The sequence below is a fragment of the Cohnella baijiui genome (assembly GCF_020731285.1).
GTDB lineage: Bacteria > Bacillota > Bacilli > Paenibacillales > Paenibacillaceae > Cohnella.
The window spans coordinates 17,297-34,830 of the sequence record NZ_JAJFOW010000039.1; the positions used below are offsets into that span (position 1 = coordinate 17,297).

At 63.0% G+C, this 17,534-nt stretch carries 17 protein-coding genes; 7 read left to right on the forward strand and 10 right to left on the reverse strand.

All coding sequences use genetic code 11. The features are described from left to right. Window positions 1–168: 168 nt before the first annotated feature. From LKX83_RS25660 to mtnB, 7 genes are all read left to right on the forward strand, one after another. Complete coding sequence (locus LKX83_RS25660) at window positions 169–1,347, forward strand: pyridoxal phosphate-dependent aminotransferase (protein ID WP_227885695.1); 1,179 nt, start codon at window positions 169–171, stop codon at window positions 1,345–1,347. A 364-nt stretch (window positions 1,348–1,711) separates the two neighbouring features. Then, window positions 1,712–2,833, forward strand: coding sequence for a glutamate 5-kinase (gene proB / locus LKX83_RS25665; protein ID WP_227885696.1), 1,122 nt, complete (start codon window positions 1,712–1,714; stop codon window positions 2,831–2,833). Further along, window positions 2,833–4,080, forward strand: coding sequence for a glutamate-5-semialdehyde dehydrogenase (locus LKX83_RS25670; protein WP_227885697.1), 1,248 nt, complete (start codon window positions 2,833–2,835; stop codon window positions 4,078–4,080). The genes proB and LKX83_RS25670 overlap by 1 nt, the downstream gene beginning before the upstream one ends. A 13-nt stretch (window positions 4,081–4,093) precedes the next feature. Next, window positions 4,094–4,975, forward strand: a complete 882-nt coding sequence (gene proC, locus LKX83_RS25675; RefSeq protein ID WP_227885698.1) for a pyrroline-5-carboxylate reductase — start codon at window positions 4,094–4,096, stop codon at window positions 4,973–4,975. 26 nt (window positions 4,976–5,001) lie between these two features. Next, entirely contained in the window at window positions 5,002–6,231 is a 1,230-nt protein-coding gene (locus tag LKX83_RS25680) for a 2,3-diketo-5-methylthiopentyl-1-phosphate enolase (protein ID WP_227885699.1), read from the forward strand. Beyond that, a complete protein-coding gene (locus tag LKX83_RS25685; RefSeq protein ID WP_227885700.1) occupies window positions 6,228–6,905 on the forward strand; it encodes a 2-hydroxy-3-keto-5-methylthiopentenyl-1-phosphate phosphatase in 678 nt (225 codons plus the stop codon). The genes LKX83_RS25680 and LKX83_RS25685 overlap by 4 nt, the downstream gene beginning before the upstream one ends. After that, window positions 6,902–7,540 carry a methylthioribulose 1-phosphate dehydratase gene (mtnB, locus tag LKX83_RS25690; protein WP_227885701.1) on the forward strand — a complete coding sequence of 213 codons (639 nt, stop codon included), beginning with the start codon at window positions 6,902–6,904 and terminating at the stop codon, window positions 7,538–7,540. Before LKX83_RS25685 ends, mtnB begins: the two co-directional genes overlap by 4 nt. Before the next feature lie 158 nt (window positions 7,541–7,698). On the opposite strand, the gene LKX83_RS25695 is transcribed toward mtnB, so the two are convergent. From LKX83_RS25695 to LKX83_RS25740, 10 genes are all read right to left on the reverse strand, one after another. Continuing rightward, window positions 7,699–8,091: a DUF2500 domain-containing protein gene (locus LKX83_RS25695; RefSeq protein WP_227885702.1), complete on the reverse strand. Its 393-nt coding sequence runs from the start codon at window positions 8,089–8,091 to the stop codon at window positions 7,699–7,701. A 720-nt stretch (window positions 8,092–8,811) separates the two neighbouring features. Beyond that, entirely contained in the window at window positions 8,812–9,192 is a 381-nt protein-coding gene (locus tag LKX83_RS25700; RefSeq protein WP_227885703.1) for a hypothetical protein, read from the reverse strand. A gap of 99 nt (window positions 9,193–9,291) precedes the next feature. Beyond that, a complete protein-coding gene (locus LKX83_RS25705; protein WP_227885704.1) occupies window positions 9,292–9,984 on the reverse strand; it encodes a DnaD domain-containing protein in 693 nt (230 codons plus the stop codon). Then, window positions 9,977–11,200, reverse strand: a complete 1,224-nt coding sequence (locus LKX83_RS25710; protein ID WP_227885705.1) for an acetate kinase — start codon at window positions 11,198–11,200, stop codon at window positions 9,977–9,979. The genes LKX83_RS25705 and LKX83_RS25710 overlap by 8 nt, the downstream gene beginning before the upstream one ends. After that, entirely contained in the window at window positions 11,197–12,069 is an 873-nt protein-coding gene (locus LKX83_RS25715) for a 3-hydroxyacyl-CoA dehydrogenase family protein (RefSeq protein ID WP_227885706.1), read from the reverse strand. The genes LKX83_RS25710 and LKX83_RS25715 overlap by 4 nt, the downstream gene beginning before the upstream one ends. 113 nt (window positions 12,070–12,182) lie before the next feature. After that, window positions 12,183–13,310, reverse strand: coding sequence for a histidinol-phosphate transaminase (gene hisC / locus LKX83_RS25720; RefSeq protein ID WP_227885707.1), 1,128 nt, complete (start codon window positions 13,308–13,310; stop codon window positions 12,183–12,185). 139 nt (window positions 13,311–13,449) lie between these two features. Then, window positions 13,450–14,715 carry a hypothetical protein gene (locus tag LKX83_RS25725; protein WP_227885708.1) on the reverse strand — a complete coding sequence of 422 codons (1,266 nt, stop codon included), beginning with the start codon at window positions 14,713–14,715 and terminating at the stop codon, window positions 13,450–13,452. Then, window positions 14,702–15,262 carry an RNA polymerase sigma factor gene (locus LKX83_RS25730; protein ID WP_227885709.1) on the reverse strand — a complete coding sequence of 187 codons (561 nt, stop codon included), beginning with the start codon at window positions 15,260–15,262 and terminating at the stop codon, window positions 14,702–14,704. Before LKX83_RS25730 ends, LKX83_RS25725 begins: the two co-directional genes overlap by 14 nt. A gap of 240 nt (window positions 15,263–15,502) precedes the next feature. Next, on the reverse strand, window positions 15,503–17,002 hold the full coding sequence (locus LKX83_RS25735; RefSeq protein WP_227885710.1) for an AAA family ATPase: 1,500 nt from the start codon (window positions 17,000–17,002) through the stop codon (window positions 15,503–15,505). Beyond that, window positions 16,995–17,528, reverse strand: a complete 534-nt coding sequence (locus tag LKX83_RS25740; protein ID WP_227885711.1) for a hypothetical protein — start codon at window positions 17,526–17,528, stop codon at window positions 16,995–16,997. Before LKX83_RS25740 ends, LKX83_RS25735 begins: the two co-directional genes overlap by 8 nt. Window positions 17,529–17,534: the final 6 nt, after the last annotated feature.

Here is a 17,534-nt window from a genome sequence, read left to right on the forward strand (position 1 = left end):
TTTTCTCGGTGAAGTGAAATGAAGCCGTATGGCTCCATCCTACCCGATTCCCGGTCGAGCGACAAGCGGGATGCCGCGGTATTCCGTCTTTTCCGATTGTCTCACGCGGGAGTATTGTGCTACATTCATGCTATGTATTTTCGAATGGTTGGAGCGTGAACGTTCATCATGTCTTTTCAAGTTCAGCCGGCTCTGCGCATGCAGACGCTGCCGGAGCAATTTTTTGCGACGCTCGTCGCCAAAGCGAACGCGCGCGTCGCCACGGGCCGCGACGTCATCAATCTCGGTCAGGGCAATCCCGATCTGCCCACGCCTCCGCAAATCGTCGACCGCCTGAAGATGGCCGCCGAAAATCCGCTTTATCACAAGTACCCGCCGTTCCGCGGCTTTCCCTTCTTAAAGGAAGCGGTAGCGCAACGCTACAAAGCGGATTACGGCGTCGACCTCGATCCGGCGACCGAGGTTGCGGTGCTGTTCGGCGGCAAAACCGGCCTCGTCGAGATCAGCCAATGTCTGCTGAATCCGGGCGACGTTTGTCTCGTTCCCGATCCGGGCTATCCCGACTACTGGTCGGGCGTAGCGCTATCGGGCGCGGAGATGGCATTTATGCCGCTGCTCGCGCAAAACGGCTTTCTTCCCGACTACGCCGCCCTGCCCCCGGAGGCCGTGAAGCGCGCCAAGCTGATGTTCCTCAATTACCCGAACAATCCGACGTCGGCCGTCGCGACCCGCTCGTTTTATGAAGAGACGGTCCGATTTGCGGAGCGCAACGGCATCGTCGTCGCGAGCGACTTTGCTTACGGCGCGATCGGCTTCGACGGGCAGCGGCCGATCAGCTTCCTGGAGACGCCCGGCGCGAAAGAGGTCGGGGTCGAATTCTACACCTTGTCCAAGTCTTACAACATGGCCGGCTGGCGCGTCGGCTTCGCCCTCGGGAACAAGCAGGTCGTCGAGCTGCTCAATCTGATCCAGGACCATTATTACTGCAGCCTGTTCGGCGGCATCCAGGAGGCGGCGGCCGAAGCGCTGACGGGGCCGCAGGACGCGGTCGCTTCGCTGGTGGACACCTACGAGCGTCGACGCAACGTGCTGTACGACGCCCTGGCGAGCATCGGCTGGCGGGCGCCGAAGCCGGCGGGCTCGTTTTTCTGCTGGCTGCCGGTGCCGGAAGGCTACACCTCCGTCTCGTTCGCCGACCTGCTGCTCGAGCAGGCGGACATCGTCGTCGCGCCGGGCATCGGCTTCGGCTGGAGCGGCGAAGGCTACGTGCGGCTCGGTCTGCTCGCCTCCGAAGCGCGGCTGCGCGAGACGGCGGAACGGATCGGTCGGCTGGGACTGTTCCGCTGAGCGGACGGACGGCTGGACGCTCGTTCCTTTACAAGGCCTTGGACGCATGGTATTCTTAGGATAATTCGCGTCGCCCGCCAGGCGGCGCGTTCGTTCAAAACGCGAAGACGGGAACCGAAGCGGAACCGGGCACGATCAGAGAGCGCATTCCGAGGCTGGAAGGATGCGCGCGAGCCCCTGCCTCCCCCATCCCCGAGCGGCCGGCGAAGAGCCGGACAGATCCTGCTGTTATCAGGAACCAAGCGGATGACGCGCCGGTTAGGGACCGGTCGGCATCAACGAAGGTGGTACCGCGGAAGCCAGGCTTCCGTCCTTTGACGAGGACGGGAGTCTTTTTATTTTCGACCGGTAAAGGGTGATTCTCTTGTTCAAACGCATCGTCGTCAAAATCGGCAGCAGCTCGCTTGCGAGCGAGGAAGGCGGCTTGATACGTGAGCGGATCCGATTCTTCGCGGATGAGCTCGCGGCCCTGCACGCCTCGGGCCATCAGGTGCTGCTCGTCAGCTCCGGCGCCATCGCGGCCGGCTTTCGCCGGGTCGGGTACGCGTCGCGGCCGAAGCTCGTGCACGAAAAGCAAGCGGCGGCGGCCGTCGGCCAGGCGCTGCTCATGGAAGCGTACCAGGAGGCTTTCGGCGCGCACGGCATCGCCGCCGCGCAAATTTTGCTCACCCGTCCCGACTTCAGCAACCGGCAGCGGGCGCAGAACGCCCAGCTGACGATTGAGGAGCTGCTGAAGCAGCGGGCCGTCCCGATCATCAACGAGAACGACACGGTCGCCGTCGACGAGATCAAGTTCGGCGAGAACGACTCGCTCTCCGCGCTCGTCGCGAATTTGGTGAAGGCTTCCGGTCTCTATATTTTGACCGACATCGAGGGGCTCTTTACCGCCGATCCCCGCAAGGACGCCAGAGCCCGCAAGATCGAGCGCGTCGACGTCATCTCCGAAGCGCTGTACCGGATCGCCGGCGGCGCGGGATCGGCGGTCGGGACCGGCGGCATGCGGTCGAAGATCGAAGCCGCCCGCATCGCGATGGGCGGCGGCGTCGCCACCTTCGTCGGCCGGGTAACCGAGCCCGGCGATTTGACGGCGGCCGTGGAAGGTCGGGGCAGAGGCACCTACTTCGCCTCCTCTCTCCACTCCCTGCCCGCCAAGAAACAATGGATCGGCTTCCTGTCGGTGCCGCAGGGCCGTATCGCAGTCGATGCCGGCGCCGAAACCGCGCTCGTGAGCGGCGGGCGAAGCCTGCTGCCGGCGGGCGTCCGCGCCGCGGAAGGCGACTTCCATCCCGGCGACGTCGTCGAAGTCGTCGGCGAGGGCGGCCGGGTGATCGGCCGGGGCGTCTCGAACTACGACGCCTGGCAGATCACGGCTGTCGCCGGGCTGTCCAGCGAAGAGGCGTCGCGCCGGGTCGACGTGCCCCGCATCGAAGTCATCCACCGCGACGAGTGGGTGACGACCTACGTACCTAAGGAGGCTGAGTTGTGATGAGCGAAGTAAGAACGAAAGCGGCGCTGGCGCGCGAAGCGGCCGCCGCGATGAGCCGCCTGTCGACGGCGGATAAAGACGAGGCCCTGCTCCGAATGGCGGACGCGCTGGTCGCGGACCTGGACGCCATCATCGCGGCGAACGAGCTGGATTTGTCCAGAGGCCGCGCGAACGGCACGTCCGAGTCGCTGCTGGATCGGCTCAAGCTGACGCCTGCGCGCATCGAAGGAATCGCACAGGGACTGCGGGAGGTCGTGGCGCTGCCCGATCCGATCGGCGACGTCCTCGAGCGGTTCGACCGGCCGAACGGCCTCCATATCGAGAAGCGGCGCGTGCCGATCGGGGTCATTGGCATGATCTACGAAGCGCGCCCGAACGTCACGGTCGACGCCGCAGGCCTTTGCCTGAAGACCGGCAACGCGGTCGTCCTGCGCGGCGGTTCCGCGGCGCTCGAGTCGAACCGGCGCATCGTCGAGACGCTGCGCGATACGCTGCGCCGCACCGCGATGCCGGCCGAAGCGCTGCAGCTCATCGAGGACGCAGATCGTGCCTCGGTCGACGAGATGCTCAAGCTGAACGGCCTGCTCGACGTCATCATTCCGCGCGGCGGCGCCTCCCTCATCCGTAACGTCGTCATGAACGCGACCGTCCCGGTCATTGAGACGGGAGCCGGAATTTGCCATACTTATGTGGACGAAAGCGCTGACCCCGCCATGGCCGAGGCCATTGCCGTCAACGCGAAGGTCCAGCGTCCGTCCGTCTGCAACGCGATGGAGACGCTGCTCGTGCACGCAGCCTTCGCGAAGCGCCATCTAGCCGCGCTGGCCGATCGCTTCCGCGAGCGGAACGTCGAGCTTCGCGGATGCGCCCGCACGCGCGATCTGGTCGGCTGGGCGAAGCCCGCCACCGACGATGACTACGCGACGGAGTATAGCGACTATATTTTGAACGTCCGCGTCGTGGACGGCCTGGACGAGGCGCTCGCCCACATCCGCCGCTTCGGCACGATGCATTCCGAATGCATCGTCACGGCGGATGATGCGAACGCGGAGCGGTTCCTGCAGGAAGTCGACGCCGCCGCCGTCTATCACAACGCCTCGACCCGCTTTACCGACGGCTTCGAATTCGGCTTCGGCGCGGAGATCGGCATCAGCACCCAGAAGCTTCACGCCCGCGGACCGATGGGACTGCCGGCGCTGACGTCCACCAAATACCGGGTGACCGGCAACGGCCAAATCCGGCAATAGGAGCGTGATACGCATGTCATCCAACGCAACAAACCCTATTTCCGCGCTTCCGAGCGTGAACATCGTCTTCTACGGCGCCGGCGCGATGGCGGAAGCCATCCTGCGCGGGCTGGTCGAAAAAGAAGTCGCCACCCCGTCCCGCATCACCGTCCTGAACCGCAGCAACGCGGAGCGTCTCGCCGAGCTGCGGGAGCGCTACGGCATCGCTTCGGCCTCGGACGACGCCGACCGCGAGGCGGCGCTCGCCAAAGCCGACGTGATCGTCCTCGCGATGAAGCCGAAGGATGCGGCGACCGCCCTCGCCGCCTTGAAGCCGACGCTGCGTCGCGAGCAGCTGCTCGTGTCGCTCATCGCGGGCTTGTCGATCGAAACGATGCGGCAACTGACCGACGCCGGGCAGCCGATCGTCCGCACGATGCCGAACACGTCGAGCACGATCGGACTCGGCGCGACCGGCATCAGCTTCTCGGATGCCGTGACGACGTCCGGACGCCAGCTGGCGCAGATGATGTTCGACGCGATCGGCATGACGACGATCGTCGAGGAGCGGCTGCTGGAGAGCGTGACCGCGGTATCCGGCAGCGGGCCCGCCTACATCTATTATATGATGGAGGCGATGGTGGCGGCGGGCGTGGCGCAGGGCCTCGCGCCCGAAGCTGCGCTCGAGCTGACCGTGCAGACGGTGCGCGGCGCGGCCGAGATGGTGCGCCAAACGGGCGAAGCGCCCGCCGAGCTGCGCCGCAAGGTGACGTCGCCGAACGGCTCGACCCAGGCCGCCATCGAGACGCTGCAGCGTCACGACTTCCACGGCGCCGTCCGCCAAGCGATGGACCGCTGCGCGGCGCGCGCCGCCGAGATGGGCCAAGCGATCGCGGACGAAGCGCTTGCGCGCTAACGAATCACGAGAAAGAAGGGTTTTCCATGCGTCATTCCATGAGTACGGCTACTTACCGGTTGTATGACGATAAAGCGGACTTTCGCAAAAAAGCCGAAGGCATCGCCGTCGGCCTGACGGTCGGCAGTTGGACCGAGCTGCCCGAAGTCGCCAAGCAAAAGATGGAGAAGCACCTCGGCCAGGTCGTCTCCGTCGAAGCGTTTGAGCCCGAAAATGCGGCGGCCGGGGAACGGTACGCGGACATTACGATCGCTTACCCGGACGCCAACTTCAGCCGGGACCTGCCCGCTCTGCTCGTCACGGCGTTCGGCAAGCTGTCGATGGACGGCCGGATCAAGCTGCTCGACCTGCAGCCGTCCGCCGAATTTCTGCAGGCGTTCCCTGGCCCGAAGTTCGGCATCGCGGGCGTGCGCGAACGCCTCGGCGTACAGGACAGGCCCCTCTTGATGAGCATCTTCAAGTCGGTCATCGGCTACGACCTGTACGGCCTGCGCGAACAGTTCCTTCAGCAGGCGCTGGGCGGCGTCGATCTGATCAAGGACGACGAGATTCTGTTCGAGAACCCGCTCACGCCGCTCGAACGCCGGGTGGAGACGTGCATCGGCGCGGCCCGGGAAGCCGAGAAAACGACGGGCCAGAAACTCATCTATTTCACCAACCTGACCGGACCGACGTCGCAGCTGCGCGCGAACGCCCGCCGCGCGATCGACGCCGGCGCGAACGGCCTTCTGTTCAACGTGCTGGCCTACGGCTACGACGCGCTCGCCGAGCTGGCCGCCGATCCTGCGATCGACGTGCCGATCGCGGCGCATCCGGCGATGGCCGGCGCCTTTTACCCGTCGCCGCACCACGGCATCGCCGCGCCGCTTTTGCTCGGCAAGCTGATGCGCATCGCAGGCGCGGACCTCGCGCTGTTCCCGTCGCCGTACGGCTCCGTCGTCATGCCGAAAGCCGAAAACCTCGCCGTCCAGGACGCGCTGGTGAACGGCAAGCTGCCGCAAGCCGCCGCCTTCCCCGTCCCGTCCGCCGGCATCCATCCGGGGCTCGTGCCGCTCATCCTGCGCGATTTCGGACGCGACGTCGTCGTCAACGCCGGAGGCGGCGTGCACGGCCACCCGCTCGGCGCCGCCGCGGGCGGACGGGCCTTCCGCCAGGCGATCGACGCGGTAACGTCCGGCATCAACCTGGAGCAAGCCGCCGCCGATCACGAAGAACTTCAAATCGCCATCGAGCGCTGGGGGATCCTACAACCATGACCGCTACCTTTGAACGCCCGCCCGTCCTGTTCTGCGACTTCGACGGCACGATCACGCTCAGCGACAACATCGTCGCCGCGATGAAGCACTTCAACCCGCCCGGCTGGGAACCGATCGTCGCCGACATCGTCGCGCTGAAAAAGTCGGTCCGCCAAGGGGTCGGCGAGATGTTCGCCCTCTTCCCCTCGTCCATGCGTCAAGAAGTGACGGACTACATTCTAAACACGGCCGGCATCCGCCCGGGCTTTCCCGAGCTGCTAGCCTGGTGCAAGGACAACGGCGTGGAATTTTACGTGACGAGCGGCGGCATCGACTTTTTCGTCTATCCGCTGCTCGCGCCGTTCGGCATTCCGGCCGACCATATTTTCTGCAACGGCAGCGACTTCGAAGGCGAGCGCATCCGGATTACCTGGCCGCATGCCTGCGACGACCAGTGCGACAACGACTGCGGCATGTGCAAGACGGCGGTTATCCGCCGCTTTCCGCAGGACCGGTTCACGCGCATCCTGATCGGGGACAGCATCACGGACTTCGCCGGAGCGAAGCTCGTCGACCTCGTCTTCTCCCGCTCGCATCTGACCGAGCGCTGCCGGGAGCTGGGCTTGCCGCACATTCCGTTCGAGACGTTCCACGACGTCGTCCGACATTTATCGCAAGGAGACTGGAAACGATGACCACGATATGGCTGGAAGAAAAGCAGCGCGCATACCGCGAGCTGAGCGACGTCAAAGCCGACTTCGCCGCGCGGGGCTGGTTCCCCGGCACGAGCGGCAATCTGTCGATGCGGGTCGGCGACTACGCGCCCGAATCGTTCGCCTTCGCCGTAACGGCGAGCGGCAAGGACAAAGCCGCGTCCACGCCGGAGGACTTCCTCCTGGTCGATCAGACGGGCCAGCCGATCGAAGCGACGAAGCTGAAGCCGTCCGCCGAGACGCTGATCCACTGCGAGATTTATCGTCAAACCGGCTGCGGCGCCATTTTCCACATTCACTCCGTCTTCAACAGCATCGTGTCCGAGCTGTTCTGGGAACGGCGCTCCGTCCCGGTCGAGGGCGTCGAGTTGATCAAGGCATTCAACATCTGGGACGAAGAAGCCGTCATCGACGTGCCGATCGTCTCGAATTTCGCCGACATCCCGCGGATCGTCCCCGAAGTGACCGAGCGGCTGGACAAGCGCATCCCCGGCATTCTGCTGCGCAAACACGGCATTTACGCCTGGGGCCGCGACGCTTTCGAAGCGCGCAAGCATCTTGAGGCGTTCGAGTTTCTGTTCGAGTACGTCTACCGCATGCAGCTGCTGAAGCGCTGATGGCGGCGCAGCAAGTCAAATTCGATGCCCTCCCGGACATCGGACGGCAGCGTTAGGAACTTGTAGTTCCCTATTTGATCCTGTCGCATTCGCAAGAACAAAAAAGCCGCCCGCCGGGCGGCTTTTGGCATCTCATCCGATGTCGGCGGTTAGCTGGGCTACCCCCTGCTGACGCGCCGCAGCCCGCCGGCGGGCTGGCGTTCGAATCCTTTGTACCGGGTCCCCTGGTAATTGAGGTGCCCGTAGTCTCCTTCCGCGAGCTGGCCGTACTCTTTCCCGCTCACCTTGAACTCCAGTCGGTTGCCGCTTTCCACTTCGAACGTGGCATAGTAGATCGTGTCCGAATGATGGTGCGACATGCCGTCGTCGTGATGATGGTGAAATCGTACCTGCGTTCGCTTGCTCACGATCCGCGAAGGGACGGACCGCTGCGGCTCCTTGTTGTTGCGCCTCCATTCTCCGGCGCCTCGCGCGGCGCCGAATAGAATGATGCCGAGCACCACGACGAACAGAATCGGCAAGAGCACCTGCATCTCCTCGAAAATGTCCATACCGTTCTCGACTCCCATCCGGCTCCCGGTATCGATCTAGTCGCCTATTCCTATATGTACGCGCCTATCCGCCAAAAATTCTGGGTTGCTCGTCATGCCCCCGCCGCGCCCCCGAATAAACGCATCTCGACGCAAGAACGAGGCACCATGGAACGGCCACTCGTAGCCTTCATCGTGTCGATCTATTCGATTTTTCGCATTCAAAAGGCCCCAAAACCGCCAAAAGGCTTAAATGAATTCGATTTTTCATGCTCATGATACGATTTTATGAAACCATGACCGGCTTCTGTATGAATTTTCGAATTCATTTCTTCAAACGCGATCCTCTTTGCAAAACGTCCCCTTCAACCCATTCCCCCTTGCAAATCGGCTGCTATCGCACACAACAGCTCGTCACGGCGCCGCCCCTCTCCTCCTTCCATTCAGAGGATGGCCGACCACCCGCTTCGGAACGTCCGCTAGCCCCAGGAGAACACTAGAACGGCACACGCCAACTAGACCGCCGGAACCACACGCTCGCGAGTCTGGCGGTCTTCATTCGCGGCGTCGGATCGCCGGTGCAACTTTCCATCGGAACACTCTCCCTAGCCCCCGGCAAACACTGGATCGACGCAAGCCAAAAAAGACCGCCGGAACCACGCGCTCGTGGTCTGGCGGTCTTCATTCGCGGCGTCGGATCGCCGGACCGGCGCCCCCTCACCGCGGGGACGGGTCGGGCGATTACGCCTTGGTCTTGACTTTGTCGAGATGGCGGAACCGCAGCGCCGACCATGTATCGTCTACGGCGACGTTGCTGACGATCCGGTATTCGGTCTTTCCTTCCATGAGGCGCCACAGGCTGTCCCGATTGATGTCGGTCTTGATGCTGCCGGATTGCTTGGGGTAGGCGACCCAGAAGACGGCGTCTTCGTTCAGGGTCGGAATGATCTTGGCCGTCCACTTCAGCACCTGCTCCGCATTGCGCGCGAACACGAGCACGAAGTCGAACTTCCCTTCCGGAGCGGTCTCGACGTCGACGCCGAGGTCGAAGCCTTCCGGCGCGTTCAGGACCGCCGCGCGGCCCGATTTGTAGTACAGCTTTTGGTAGAGCGGTTTGGACATGCGTAAGGACTCCTTCGGCTTGGCGAATGCAGCTTGTTTGCCGAGATTATACCCGCCAATCCGCCCGCTGTCAAACGCCGGCGAATCACGTCGGCGAACTCATCGCCCGACGCGGAACCTCTGCGCATGCGCGCGCGCGTCTTCGACGCTCTGCACCCGGTTGCGGCTCCACTCCAGCAAAATGCGATCGATGTAGCGGAAGTGAAGCTTGCCGGCGAAGACGGATTCCTTGAGCGCGAACAGGACGAGCTCCTCGGGATAACGGTCCTGATCGAGCCATCCGTTGATCGTCTCGACCTCCATCGGCGTAAGCGGCCGGCCGAATTCCTGCTCGAACGTGCCGAACAGCGAAGGCGTACCTGCCGCGGCGGGCGGAATGACCGTCGGCTTGGCGGCGGTAGGGTCCGCCGATTCCGAGCGCAGCGGCACCTCTCCGGCCGCGAGCAGCGACGCGATCCGGTGAAATAGTCCGTTCAGGTTGTAACGTTCGGCCTGGACGCCCGACACCGGGTCCGTCACCTCGTCGATCCCGACGAGCTCCAGCTTCATGAGCCGCTGAAGCGCCTGCCCGATCGTCGCCGCCCCGGCACCCATTCGCTCCTGCAGCTGCTCCGTCGTCGGAAAGTCGTTTTGCTCCAACTGCCGAAAAGCGATCAGCTGCAGCAGCAGCATGCATTCGGTATCCGTCAGCTTGAGCGCCCGGTAGGCGCGCAGCAGCGCGTACGGAATGCTGACCGCACCGTCCAGATACGCTTCCGCCAGCCCTTTCGCCACGCCTCCGATATCATTCATGCCGCAGCTCTCCCCCTCTGGACCGTGCGAGACGGTACGTGTCTCTAGCGATGAGCAGCTCCTCGTTGGTCGGCACGACGAGCGCCGTCACTTTGGACGCGTCCGTCGTGATCCGGCGGACGTCCTTCGAGCGGACGGCGTTGCGATCTTGATCGAGCTCGACGCCGAAGAAGCCAAGCCCTTCGAGCACCCGCTTGCGCAGCACGTCCGAATTTTCCCCGACGCCGGCCGTGAACAGGATCGCGTCGAGGCCGTCCATCGCCGCCGCGTAGGCGCCGATGTACTTGCGGATACGGTAAGCGTACATCTCGAAGGCGGTCTTCGCCTGCTCGCTGCCCGCTTCCATCGCCTGCACGACCTCGCGCATGTCGCTGCTGATGCCCGATACGGCCATCAGGCCGCTGTGCTTGTTCAGCATCGAATTCACTTCGTTCAGCGTCAGGTCCTCTTTGTTCATCGTATACGGCACGATCGCAGGGTCCAGATCGCCGCTGCGCGTCCCCATCATGAGTCCTTCCAGCGGCGTCATGCCCATGCTCGTATCGTACGACCGGCCGTGCAATATCGCCGTGCAGCTCGCGCCGTTGCCGATGTGGCAGCTGACGAGCTTCAGCTCCCGCAGCGGCCGGCCGAGAAACTCGGCAGCCCGCTTGCTGACATAGTCGTGCGACGTCCCGTGAAAGCCGTAGCGCCGAATCTGGTGCTTGCGGTACAGCACCGTCGGGATCGCATACAGGTAGGACGTCTTCGGCATCGTCTGATGAAAGGCCGTGTCGAAAACGACGACCTGCGGCACGTCCGGCAGGTTCTGCTCGACGGCGACGATCCCCATCATGTGGGCGGGGTTGTGAAGGGGCGCGAGATCGAACAGCTTGCGGATCTCGAGCTTGACGTTCGCGTCGACGAGCACCGACTCGCCGAACGTTTCGCCTCCGTGCACGACGCGGTGGCCGACGGCCTGCACCTCGCCGATGCTGCGCAGCACGCCGAACTGTTTGTGGGTCAGCATGTCGAGCACTTTGCGGACGGCGGTCGTATGATCGAGAATTTCGCTGACCTCCCGCACCTCCGCGCGTCCTTCCACTTCATGGGTGAGGATGGACGAATCCATCCCGATCCGCTCGACCCGGCCGGTGGCGAGCACCGCCTCGGTCGCCATTTCGTACAGCTGATACTTGAGCGAGGAGCTCCCCGCATTCATGACGAGCACGTTCATGGGAGCCGGTCACCGTCCTTGTCGTAGGAGAAAAAGCCGCTGCCCGTCTTCACGCCGAGCTGTCCGGCGCGCACCTTTTTCTTCAGCAGAATCGACGGGCGGTATTTCAGCTCGCCGTATTCGCGGAACATGCGTTCCAGCGCCGCCAGCACCGAGTCGAGACCGAATCGGTCCGCCATCTCGAGCGGCCCGTTTTCGAACTGGTAGCCGATCCGCATCGCGCTGTCGATGTCGTCGGCGGACGCGACGCCTTCCTGCAGCAGATGCAGCGCTTCGTTGATGAGCAGGCAGATCAGCCGCGTCGTGACGAAGCCGGGCGACTCGTACACCATGACGCCTTTTTTGGCCAGCACCTGCTCGATAAAGTCTTTGGTCCGAACGAACGTCTCGTCCGACGTTTGCAGCCCGCGGATGATTTCTACCACGTCGATCCGGAAAGCCGGATAGACGAAGTGCATGCCGATGACCCGCTCGGGATGGGCCGTGACGCTCGCAAGCTCGGTGAGGCTGAGCGTGGACGTGTTGCTCGCCAGCACGCGATCTGCCGGGATGACGGCGTCCAACTGCCGGAACACGTCCTTCTTGCTGTCCAAATCCTCGCTAATCGTCTCGATGACCAAATCGCACTCCGCGAGGTGGGAGAGCGACGGTTCTGTATGAATGCGGTTTAAGATAAGCTTCTTCTCCGCGGTCGTAATGGCCCAACGCTCGATCTGCCGGTCCAGGCTCGTCTCGATCTGCAGCAGCGCCTGCTGCAGCCGCTCGGCCGTATAGTCGGTCAGATGAACGTCCAATCCTTTGGCGGCCAGCATCTCCGCGATGCTCTGCCCCATCGTGCCGGCGCCGACGACGCCGATCTTTCTCCACATGCAGACAATCCCTCCAGCCTGTCGGTCGGCAAGTCCGACCTGACATTTCCATCTTAACATACCGCTCCGCCGACATAAACCGACGAAGCGGTGAAGAACCGGTGAAGATTCCGTTAAGAGGAACAGGGCCGTCCGAGCGCAGTCATCTCTTCCCGCAAAACGCGCAGCAGGAAGGCGTTCTCCTCCCCGGTCCCGACGGAAATGCGCAGATGGCGGGGCAACCCCCAGCCCTTGCCGCTTCGGACGATCACCCCGCGCCGCAGCAGCGCCCTATCAAGATCCTGGGCGTCGTCCCCGAATTCGGCCAGCACGAAGTTGGCCTGACTCTCGGTCGTCGGCACGCCAAGCGCGGCAAGCCCCTCGCGAAGCTGCCGCCGGCCTTCGGCGTTGCACCGGCGGGAGGCGGCCAGGTGATCGTCGTCCCGCAGCGCCGCGATGGCGGCCGTCTGCGCCAAGGCATTGACGTTGAAAGGCTCTTTGACTTGAAGCAGCGCCCGCACGATCGCCTCCGGTGCCGCGCAGTACCCGGCTCGAACGCCGGCCAGGCCGTAAATTTTGGAGAACGTCTGCAGGATGGCGATGTTGCGCCCTTCGCGCAGCAGCTCGAAGCCGTCGGTATAGTCTTCCGCATCCGCAAAATGCGCGTAGGCCGCGTCGAGGACGACAAGCACCCGCTCAGGCAATGCATCCGTTAGATGGCGTAGGTGGTTCCGCGAAAGGTAGGTGCCGGTCGGATTGTTCGGCGAGCATAAATACAAGAGCTTGGTCCGCGGCGTGACGGAGGCGAGGATATCCGTGATCTCGTAAGCGAACCCTTCGCGCAGCGGCACCCGGACGACATCCGCGTTCATGAGCAGCCCGCCGAACTCGTATTCGCTGAAGGAAGGCGACGGGACGACAATCTCGTCTCCGGGATCGAGATACGCTTCCGAGAGTAGGGTGATCAGCTCGTCGGCCCCGTTGGCGACGACCAGCTGAGACGGCGCCACGCCCAGCCGCTCGGCCAGCGCTTCCGCGAGCGCGGTCGCCCGATGGTCCGGGTAACGGTGCAGCTCGCTAAGCATCTCCGTGATCGCGGCGAGCGCCAGAGGCGAAGGCCCAAGCGGATTTTCGTTCGAAGCCAGCTTGACGATGCGGTCAAGGCCGTATTCCTCCCGGACTTCCCAGATCGGCTTGCCCGGCGTATAGGGGGCCATGCGGCCGAGCGTCTCCCGTGCGGGCGTTGGGCCGGTTCGGTTCATGCAAATCTCTCCTTTGCGTATCGGACGCTTTATTATATTACCCCAATAATACATTAACGCGTTACCTAAGTAAAGGTTTTTTCGCAAAAAGAAACCCGACCATCCGCGTCGGCGGATGTCGTCGGGATGTTTCGGGCGCTCAGTTCCCTTGATTCAACTGAATCGCGTCGCCGTCCGTCGGGTTCAAGATGGCGGCCACTTGCTTTTTCCAGTTGTCGACGTATTTGATATTGGACGTCCACTGGGCCATGACGATCTTCTCCCCGTCGGCCAGCGGAATCGTGAGCGGATGGTCCTTGCCGTTTTGTTGCTGGTACGGATAGACCAGAATCTGATTGCCCGCGAGGACCGCGAGCATATCCTCGTTCGGCGAGGTGAATGCGTCTTCCGCCTGCGGCACGATCTTCTTGATCTGGGACCAGGAGATCGACAGCGTGTCGTAATTCCGGAACTCGTCTGGCAGCGGTTCGGAGATCTCGACCAGCGCGTCGTTGCCGAACGGCGCGTAGGCGTCGGTCACGGTGACGCCGTTCTTCATCTCCTCGGCGGCAGCCGTCCAGTTGCCGGTCCGCCGGATGATCGACCATTGCTCCGTCTGGGGCTGGATGGCGGGCGACGCCGCAACGGAGTCTTTCAGGACTTCCTCCAGCTTGACGTGCGACTCTGCTGCAGGGTCGAAAGCCGTACGGCTCGCGTCGGAGGCGAGCTGCTCGATGTGCTTGACCCAGCGGAACTCCGCCTTGGGCGCGCTGGTCCGGTTTTGCACGACCGAGACGTATCGGTTGCCGACGAACGTCAGGCGCTCGACCATTCCGATGTCGGAGGTAACGGGGATTGCGTTAGCCTGCTCGAGAGTCAGCGCGCCTTTACCGTTTGCCTGATACGCCTTGAGCGTCTGCGTAGGCGCGTTCTTGTCGCCCGAGGTAACTGCCTCAATTTTCCAAAAATTTTGCTTGTAAGGCATGACGATCCCGTCGCCCGACGCGGTGACTGCAAACTGGCCGTCTTGCGGCGCGATGAGCAGCGTCCGGTACCGGCTGACGACGTTGCCGCCCGCTTCCTGGTCGGTGCGCAAACCGAGCAGAAGGACGGACCGGATCTGCGCGTTTGCGTCCGCGAACAGCTTGTTGTCCTGCGTCGAGGCCGTCTGGACGGCCGGGTCGTCCGCGAAGCGCTCCGCGGACGGCCCGGGGGCCGTCCACTGCCAGATGCCGAATGCCAGCAGCAAGCTGAGGATCGCGGCGACCCCCGCCCCGTTCCAGCCGATCCGGGCAAAGAAGGACGGCCGGCGCGCAGGACGGTCGATCGCGTCCTCGATCCGCTTGCGCAGACGGTCGTCGAAGCCGTTTCGGGACAGGGGGCCTCGAGAAAGCTGCTGCCTCAATTCTTTATCATTCGGTTCCATAACCATTGCGCTCCTTCATTTTCGCGATTTTGCGACGGGCGTGGAACATGCGGGACTTCACGGTTCCTTCCGTCACGCCAAGCACTTCGGCGATCTCCTTCAACGACAGCTGGTGATGCGCGTAAAGAATGAGAACTTCGCGAGACTTGGCTGGCAGCTTGAGCACAAGCTTCCAAAGATCGTTGACGGCATATCGCTCGATGACGTCTTCCTCAACCGACTGCCGCTCCCCGACTTCTCCGATCCAGTCGGTCAGCGTGACCTTGCGGAGGAAAGCGGAGCGATGGTGGTCGATGACCGTGTTCCTCGTGATGGTGAGGAGCCACGTCCGGATGGAGGCGTCGCTTCGGAAGTTGTGCAGGTTCTTGAATACCTTGATGAAGACCTCCTGGGAAATATCGTCCGCCAGATCCCACTTGCGCGTAAGGCTGAACGCATAATTCCAGACCTCCTTGCCGTAAGCGTTCATCAGCTCCGAGAGCAGCGCTTTCTTGTCTTCGGGGTCGTTCATATATTTGAGATAATCGAAATTCGCGTCGGCATTCAAAGCAACCACCTCTTTAATGGACGAAGAACACGAGTGATCGGTTCAAACATTTATGTTACCACACTTTTGGGGTTCGGTCACCGATGCTTGTCGGTTGGTGTCGCCGCTCAGCCGCGGCCGGGGATGGAAGTTCCCTCCTTGCCGCTTGTTTCGCGAGATTGATGTCCAAAAGTAGAAAAAAAAGCGTCTCCCTCCCCTATCGGTTCGGGAAACGCTCATCGTTCAACGTACAGAAAAAAATCAGGCCGCGTCTTGCTTGAGATGCTCCCGGAGGGCATCTCCGGACAGCGTCTCTTCGTTAATCAGAATCGCTAGCAGCCGGCTGAACGTCTCGATGTGTCCCTTGAGGATGTCCCGCGTCCGTTCGGTCAGCCCCTCGAGGATCGCGGCGTTTTCCTTCGACCATTGGTCGGCGGTCAGTGCCTGAGGATGAATGATGCCGAGGCCCGACATGCCGGACTCGATCAGCGTGCGCACGATTTGCGTCGCCTGGTCGAAGTCGCCGCGCGACCCGGTGCTGCGGCCGCCGTAATGAATCTCTTCGGCGACGGCGCCGCCGAGGGCGATCAGGATCTGGTCCTCCAGCACCTGCTTCGTATAGAGGTAGCTGTCCTTCTGCGGATGGTGGCGGACGTAGCCGAGCGCTTGTCCACGCGGCGTAAGCGATACCTGCGCCACGCTGCCGGGCCGGACGGTTTCCGCAACGATCGCGTGACCCAGCTCGTGAAGCGCAACGCGTTCCCGCTCTTCCTTCGACGTCTCGCGGTCCATCCGCTCGCCCATCATCACTTTGTCGATCGCCTGAGCCAGATGCGCCTGGACGATTCGCTCGCTCTCGTCGCGAAGCGCGTAGATCGCCGCTTCGTTCATGACGCTCTCCAGCTGCGCGCCGGAAAAACTGAACGTTTCCTCCGCCACCTTGGCGAGCGACACGTCCTCCGACAGCGGCTTGTTGCGTGCATGCAGACGCAGGATGTGCTCGCGTCCGTGCTTGTCCGGCAGATCCACCTGGATGTGGCGGTCAAAACGGCCCGGGCGCGTCAGCGCGGCATCGAGCAGCTCCTTGCGGTTGGTCGCCGCGATAATCAGCACGCGCGGCGTTTCGTCGCCTTGAATGCCGTCCATCTCGGTCAGCAGCTGATTCAGCGTCTGGTCGTATTCGCGATGCTGGCCGCCGTCGCGCTTGCCGCCGATGCCGTCGATCTCGTCGATGAAAATGATCGCGCTGTCCCGCTTCAGCTTGGCGGCTTGGTTGCGCGCTTCCTTGAACAGCTCGCGGATACGGCCGGCACCGACGCCGACGTACATCTCGACGAATTCGCTGCCCGACGCGGCGACGAACGCCGAGTGGGTATGCTTGGCAGCTGCTTTGGCAAGCAGCGTCTTGCCGGTTCCGGGAGGTCCGGTGAGCAAAATGCCTTTAAGCGGACGAATGCCCAGCTTCGCGATGCGATCCCGCTGCACGAGAAAATCCAGCGCCTCGGTCAGCTCGCGCTTGGCCTGCTCCTGTCCCCCGATGTCGTCGAAGGACAGGTAAGCCGGTTCCCGGGCGGGCGCCTTGCGGGCGGCCGCGCCGACGGCGAGGCCACCTTTGGCGCGCGCGAGGAACAGCAGACCGCCGACCAGCGCCGCGCCCATCAGCAGAGGAACGGCGGGCATTCCCGCGAAGATGAGGAATACGATCAGGACCGGAATGAAGCCGATCGCGATCTCTTTGCCGTAGTTTCTCCAGTTACGCATTTGGCCACACCCCCAGCTTGGCGGCCTCCCGCGGCAGAATGACGTACTTCGCATGGTCGCCCAGATGCAGGCTGATATAGACGTTCTGCTCGTCCATCTCGCTCGAGGCATTCAGTCCCGGCGTCGCCTGCTCCAGCTTGGTCATCGCTTCGCGAATGCCGGTATATTGCCGGTGATCCATCGCTTCCGCTACGTCAAACAAGGCGGATCGCCATACCTTCTCGAGCGAAGGATCGTCGGATTGTTGGGCGACAAGCTGCAGCTCCTTGGAGCCGATCGCCTGCGCGCCCTGCGATTTGACCTGACGGTATACTTCGGCCAAGTCCGCGTCTTTACTCAACTTTACCGTCAGGACGACCTGATCGGATTTCATGCTTGCTCGCGCCGATTCGACGCCGGGCACCTTTTGCGCCACGCGGTCGAGCGGCTGCTCGACACCGTAATGGCGATAGGCGAACCAGCCGCCGAACAGGACGGCCGCGGACAACACCGCAGTCGCCGCGATCGGAATGATGCGCAGTTTCATGCTGTA

Bases quoted from the DNA above. Each gene is read 5' to 3' on its own strand.
- LKX83_RS25660 (WP_227885695.1), top strand. From the start codon at position 169: ATGTCTTTTCAAGTTCAGCCGGCTCTGCGCATGCAGACGCTGCCGGAG.
- LKX83_RS25670 (WP_227885697.1), top strand. From the start codon at position 2,833: ATGAGCGAAGTAAGAACGAAAGCGGCGCTGGCGCGCGAAGCGGCCGCC.
- proC (WP_227885698.1), top strand. From the start codon at position 4,094: ATGTCATCCAACGCAACAAACCCTATTTCCGCGCTTCCGAGCGTGAAC.
- LKX83_RS25680 (WP_227885699.1), top strand. From the start codon at position 5,002: ATGCGTCATTCCATGAGTACGGCTACTTACCGGTTGTATGACGATAAA.
- LKX83_RS25685 (WP_227885700.1), top strand. From the start codon at position 6,228: ATGACCGCTACCTTTGAACGCCCGCCCGTCCTGTTCTGCGACTTCGAC.
- mtnB (WP_227885701.1), top strand. From the start codon at position 6,902: ATGACCACGATATGGCTGGAAGAAAAGCAGCGCGCATACCGCGAGCTG.
- LKX83_RS25695 (WP_227885702.1), bottom strand. From the start codon at position 8,091: ATGGACATTTTCGAGGAGATGCAGGTGCTCTTGCCGATTCTGTTCGTC.
- LKX83_RS25700 (WP_227885703.1), bottom strand. From the start codon at position 9,192: ATGTCCAAACCGCTCTACCAAAAGCTGTACTACAAATCGGGCCGCGCG.
- LKX83_RS25705 (WP_227885704.1), bottom strand. From the start codon at position 9,984: ATGAATGATATCGGAGGCGTGGCGAAAGGGCTGGCGGAAGCGTATCTG.
- LKX83_RS25710 (WP_227885705.1), bottom strand. From the start codon at position 11,200: ATGAACGTGCTCGTCATGAATGCGGGGAGCTCCTCGCTCAAGTATCAG.
- LKX83_RS25715 (WP_227885706.1), bottom strand. From the start codon at position 12,069: ATGTGGAGAAAGATCGGCGTCGTCGGCGCCGGCACGATGGGGCAGAGC.
- hisC (WP_227885707.1), bottom strand. From the start codon at position 13,310: ATGAACCGAACCGGCCCAACGCCCGCACGGGAGACGCTCGGCCGCATG.
- LKX83_RS25725 (WP_227885708.1), bottom strand. From the start codon at position 14,715: ATGGAACCGAATGATAAAGAATTGAGGCAGCAGCTTTCTCGAGGCCCC.
- LKX83_RS25735 (WP_227885710.1), bottom strand. From the start codon at position 17,002: ATGCGTAACTGGAGAAACTACGGCAAAGAGATCGCGATCGGCTTCATT.
- LKX83_RS25740 (WP_227885711.1), bottom strand. From the start codon at position 17,528: ATGAAACTGCGCATCATTCCGATCGCGGCGACTGCGGTGTTGTCCGCG.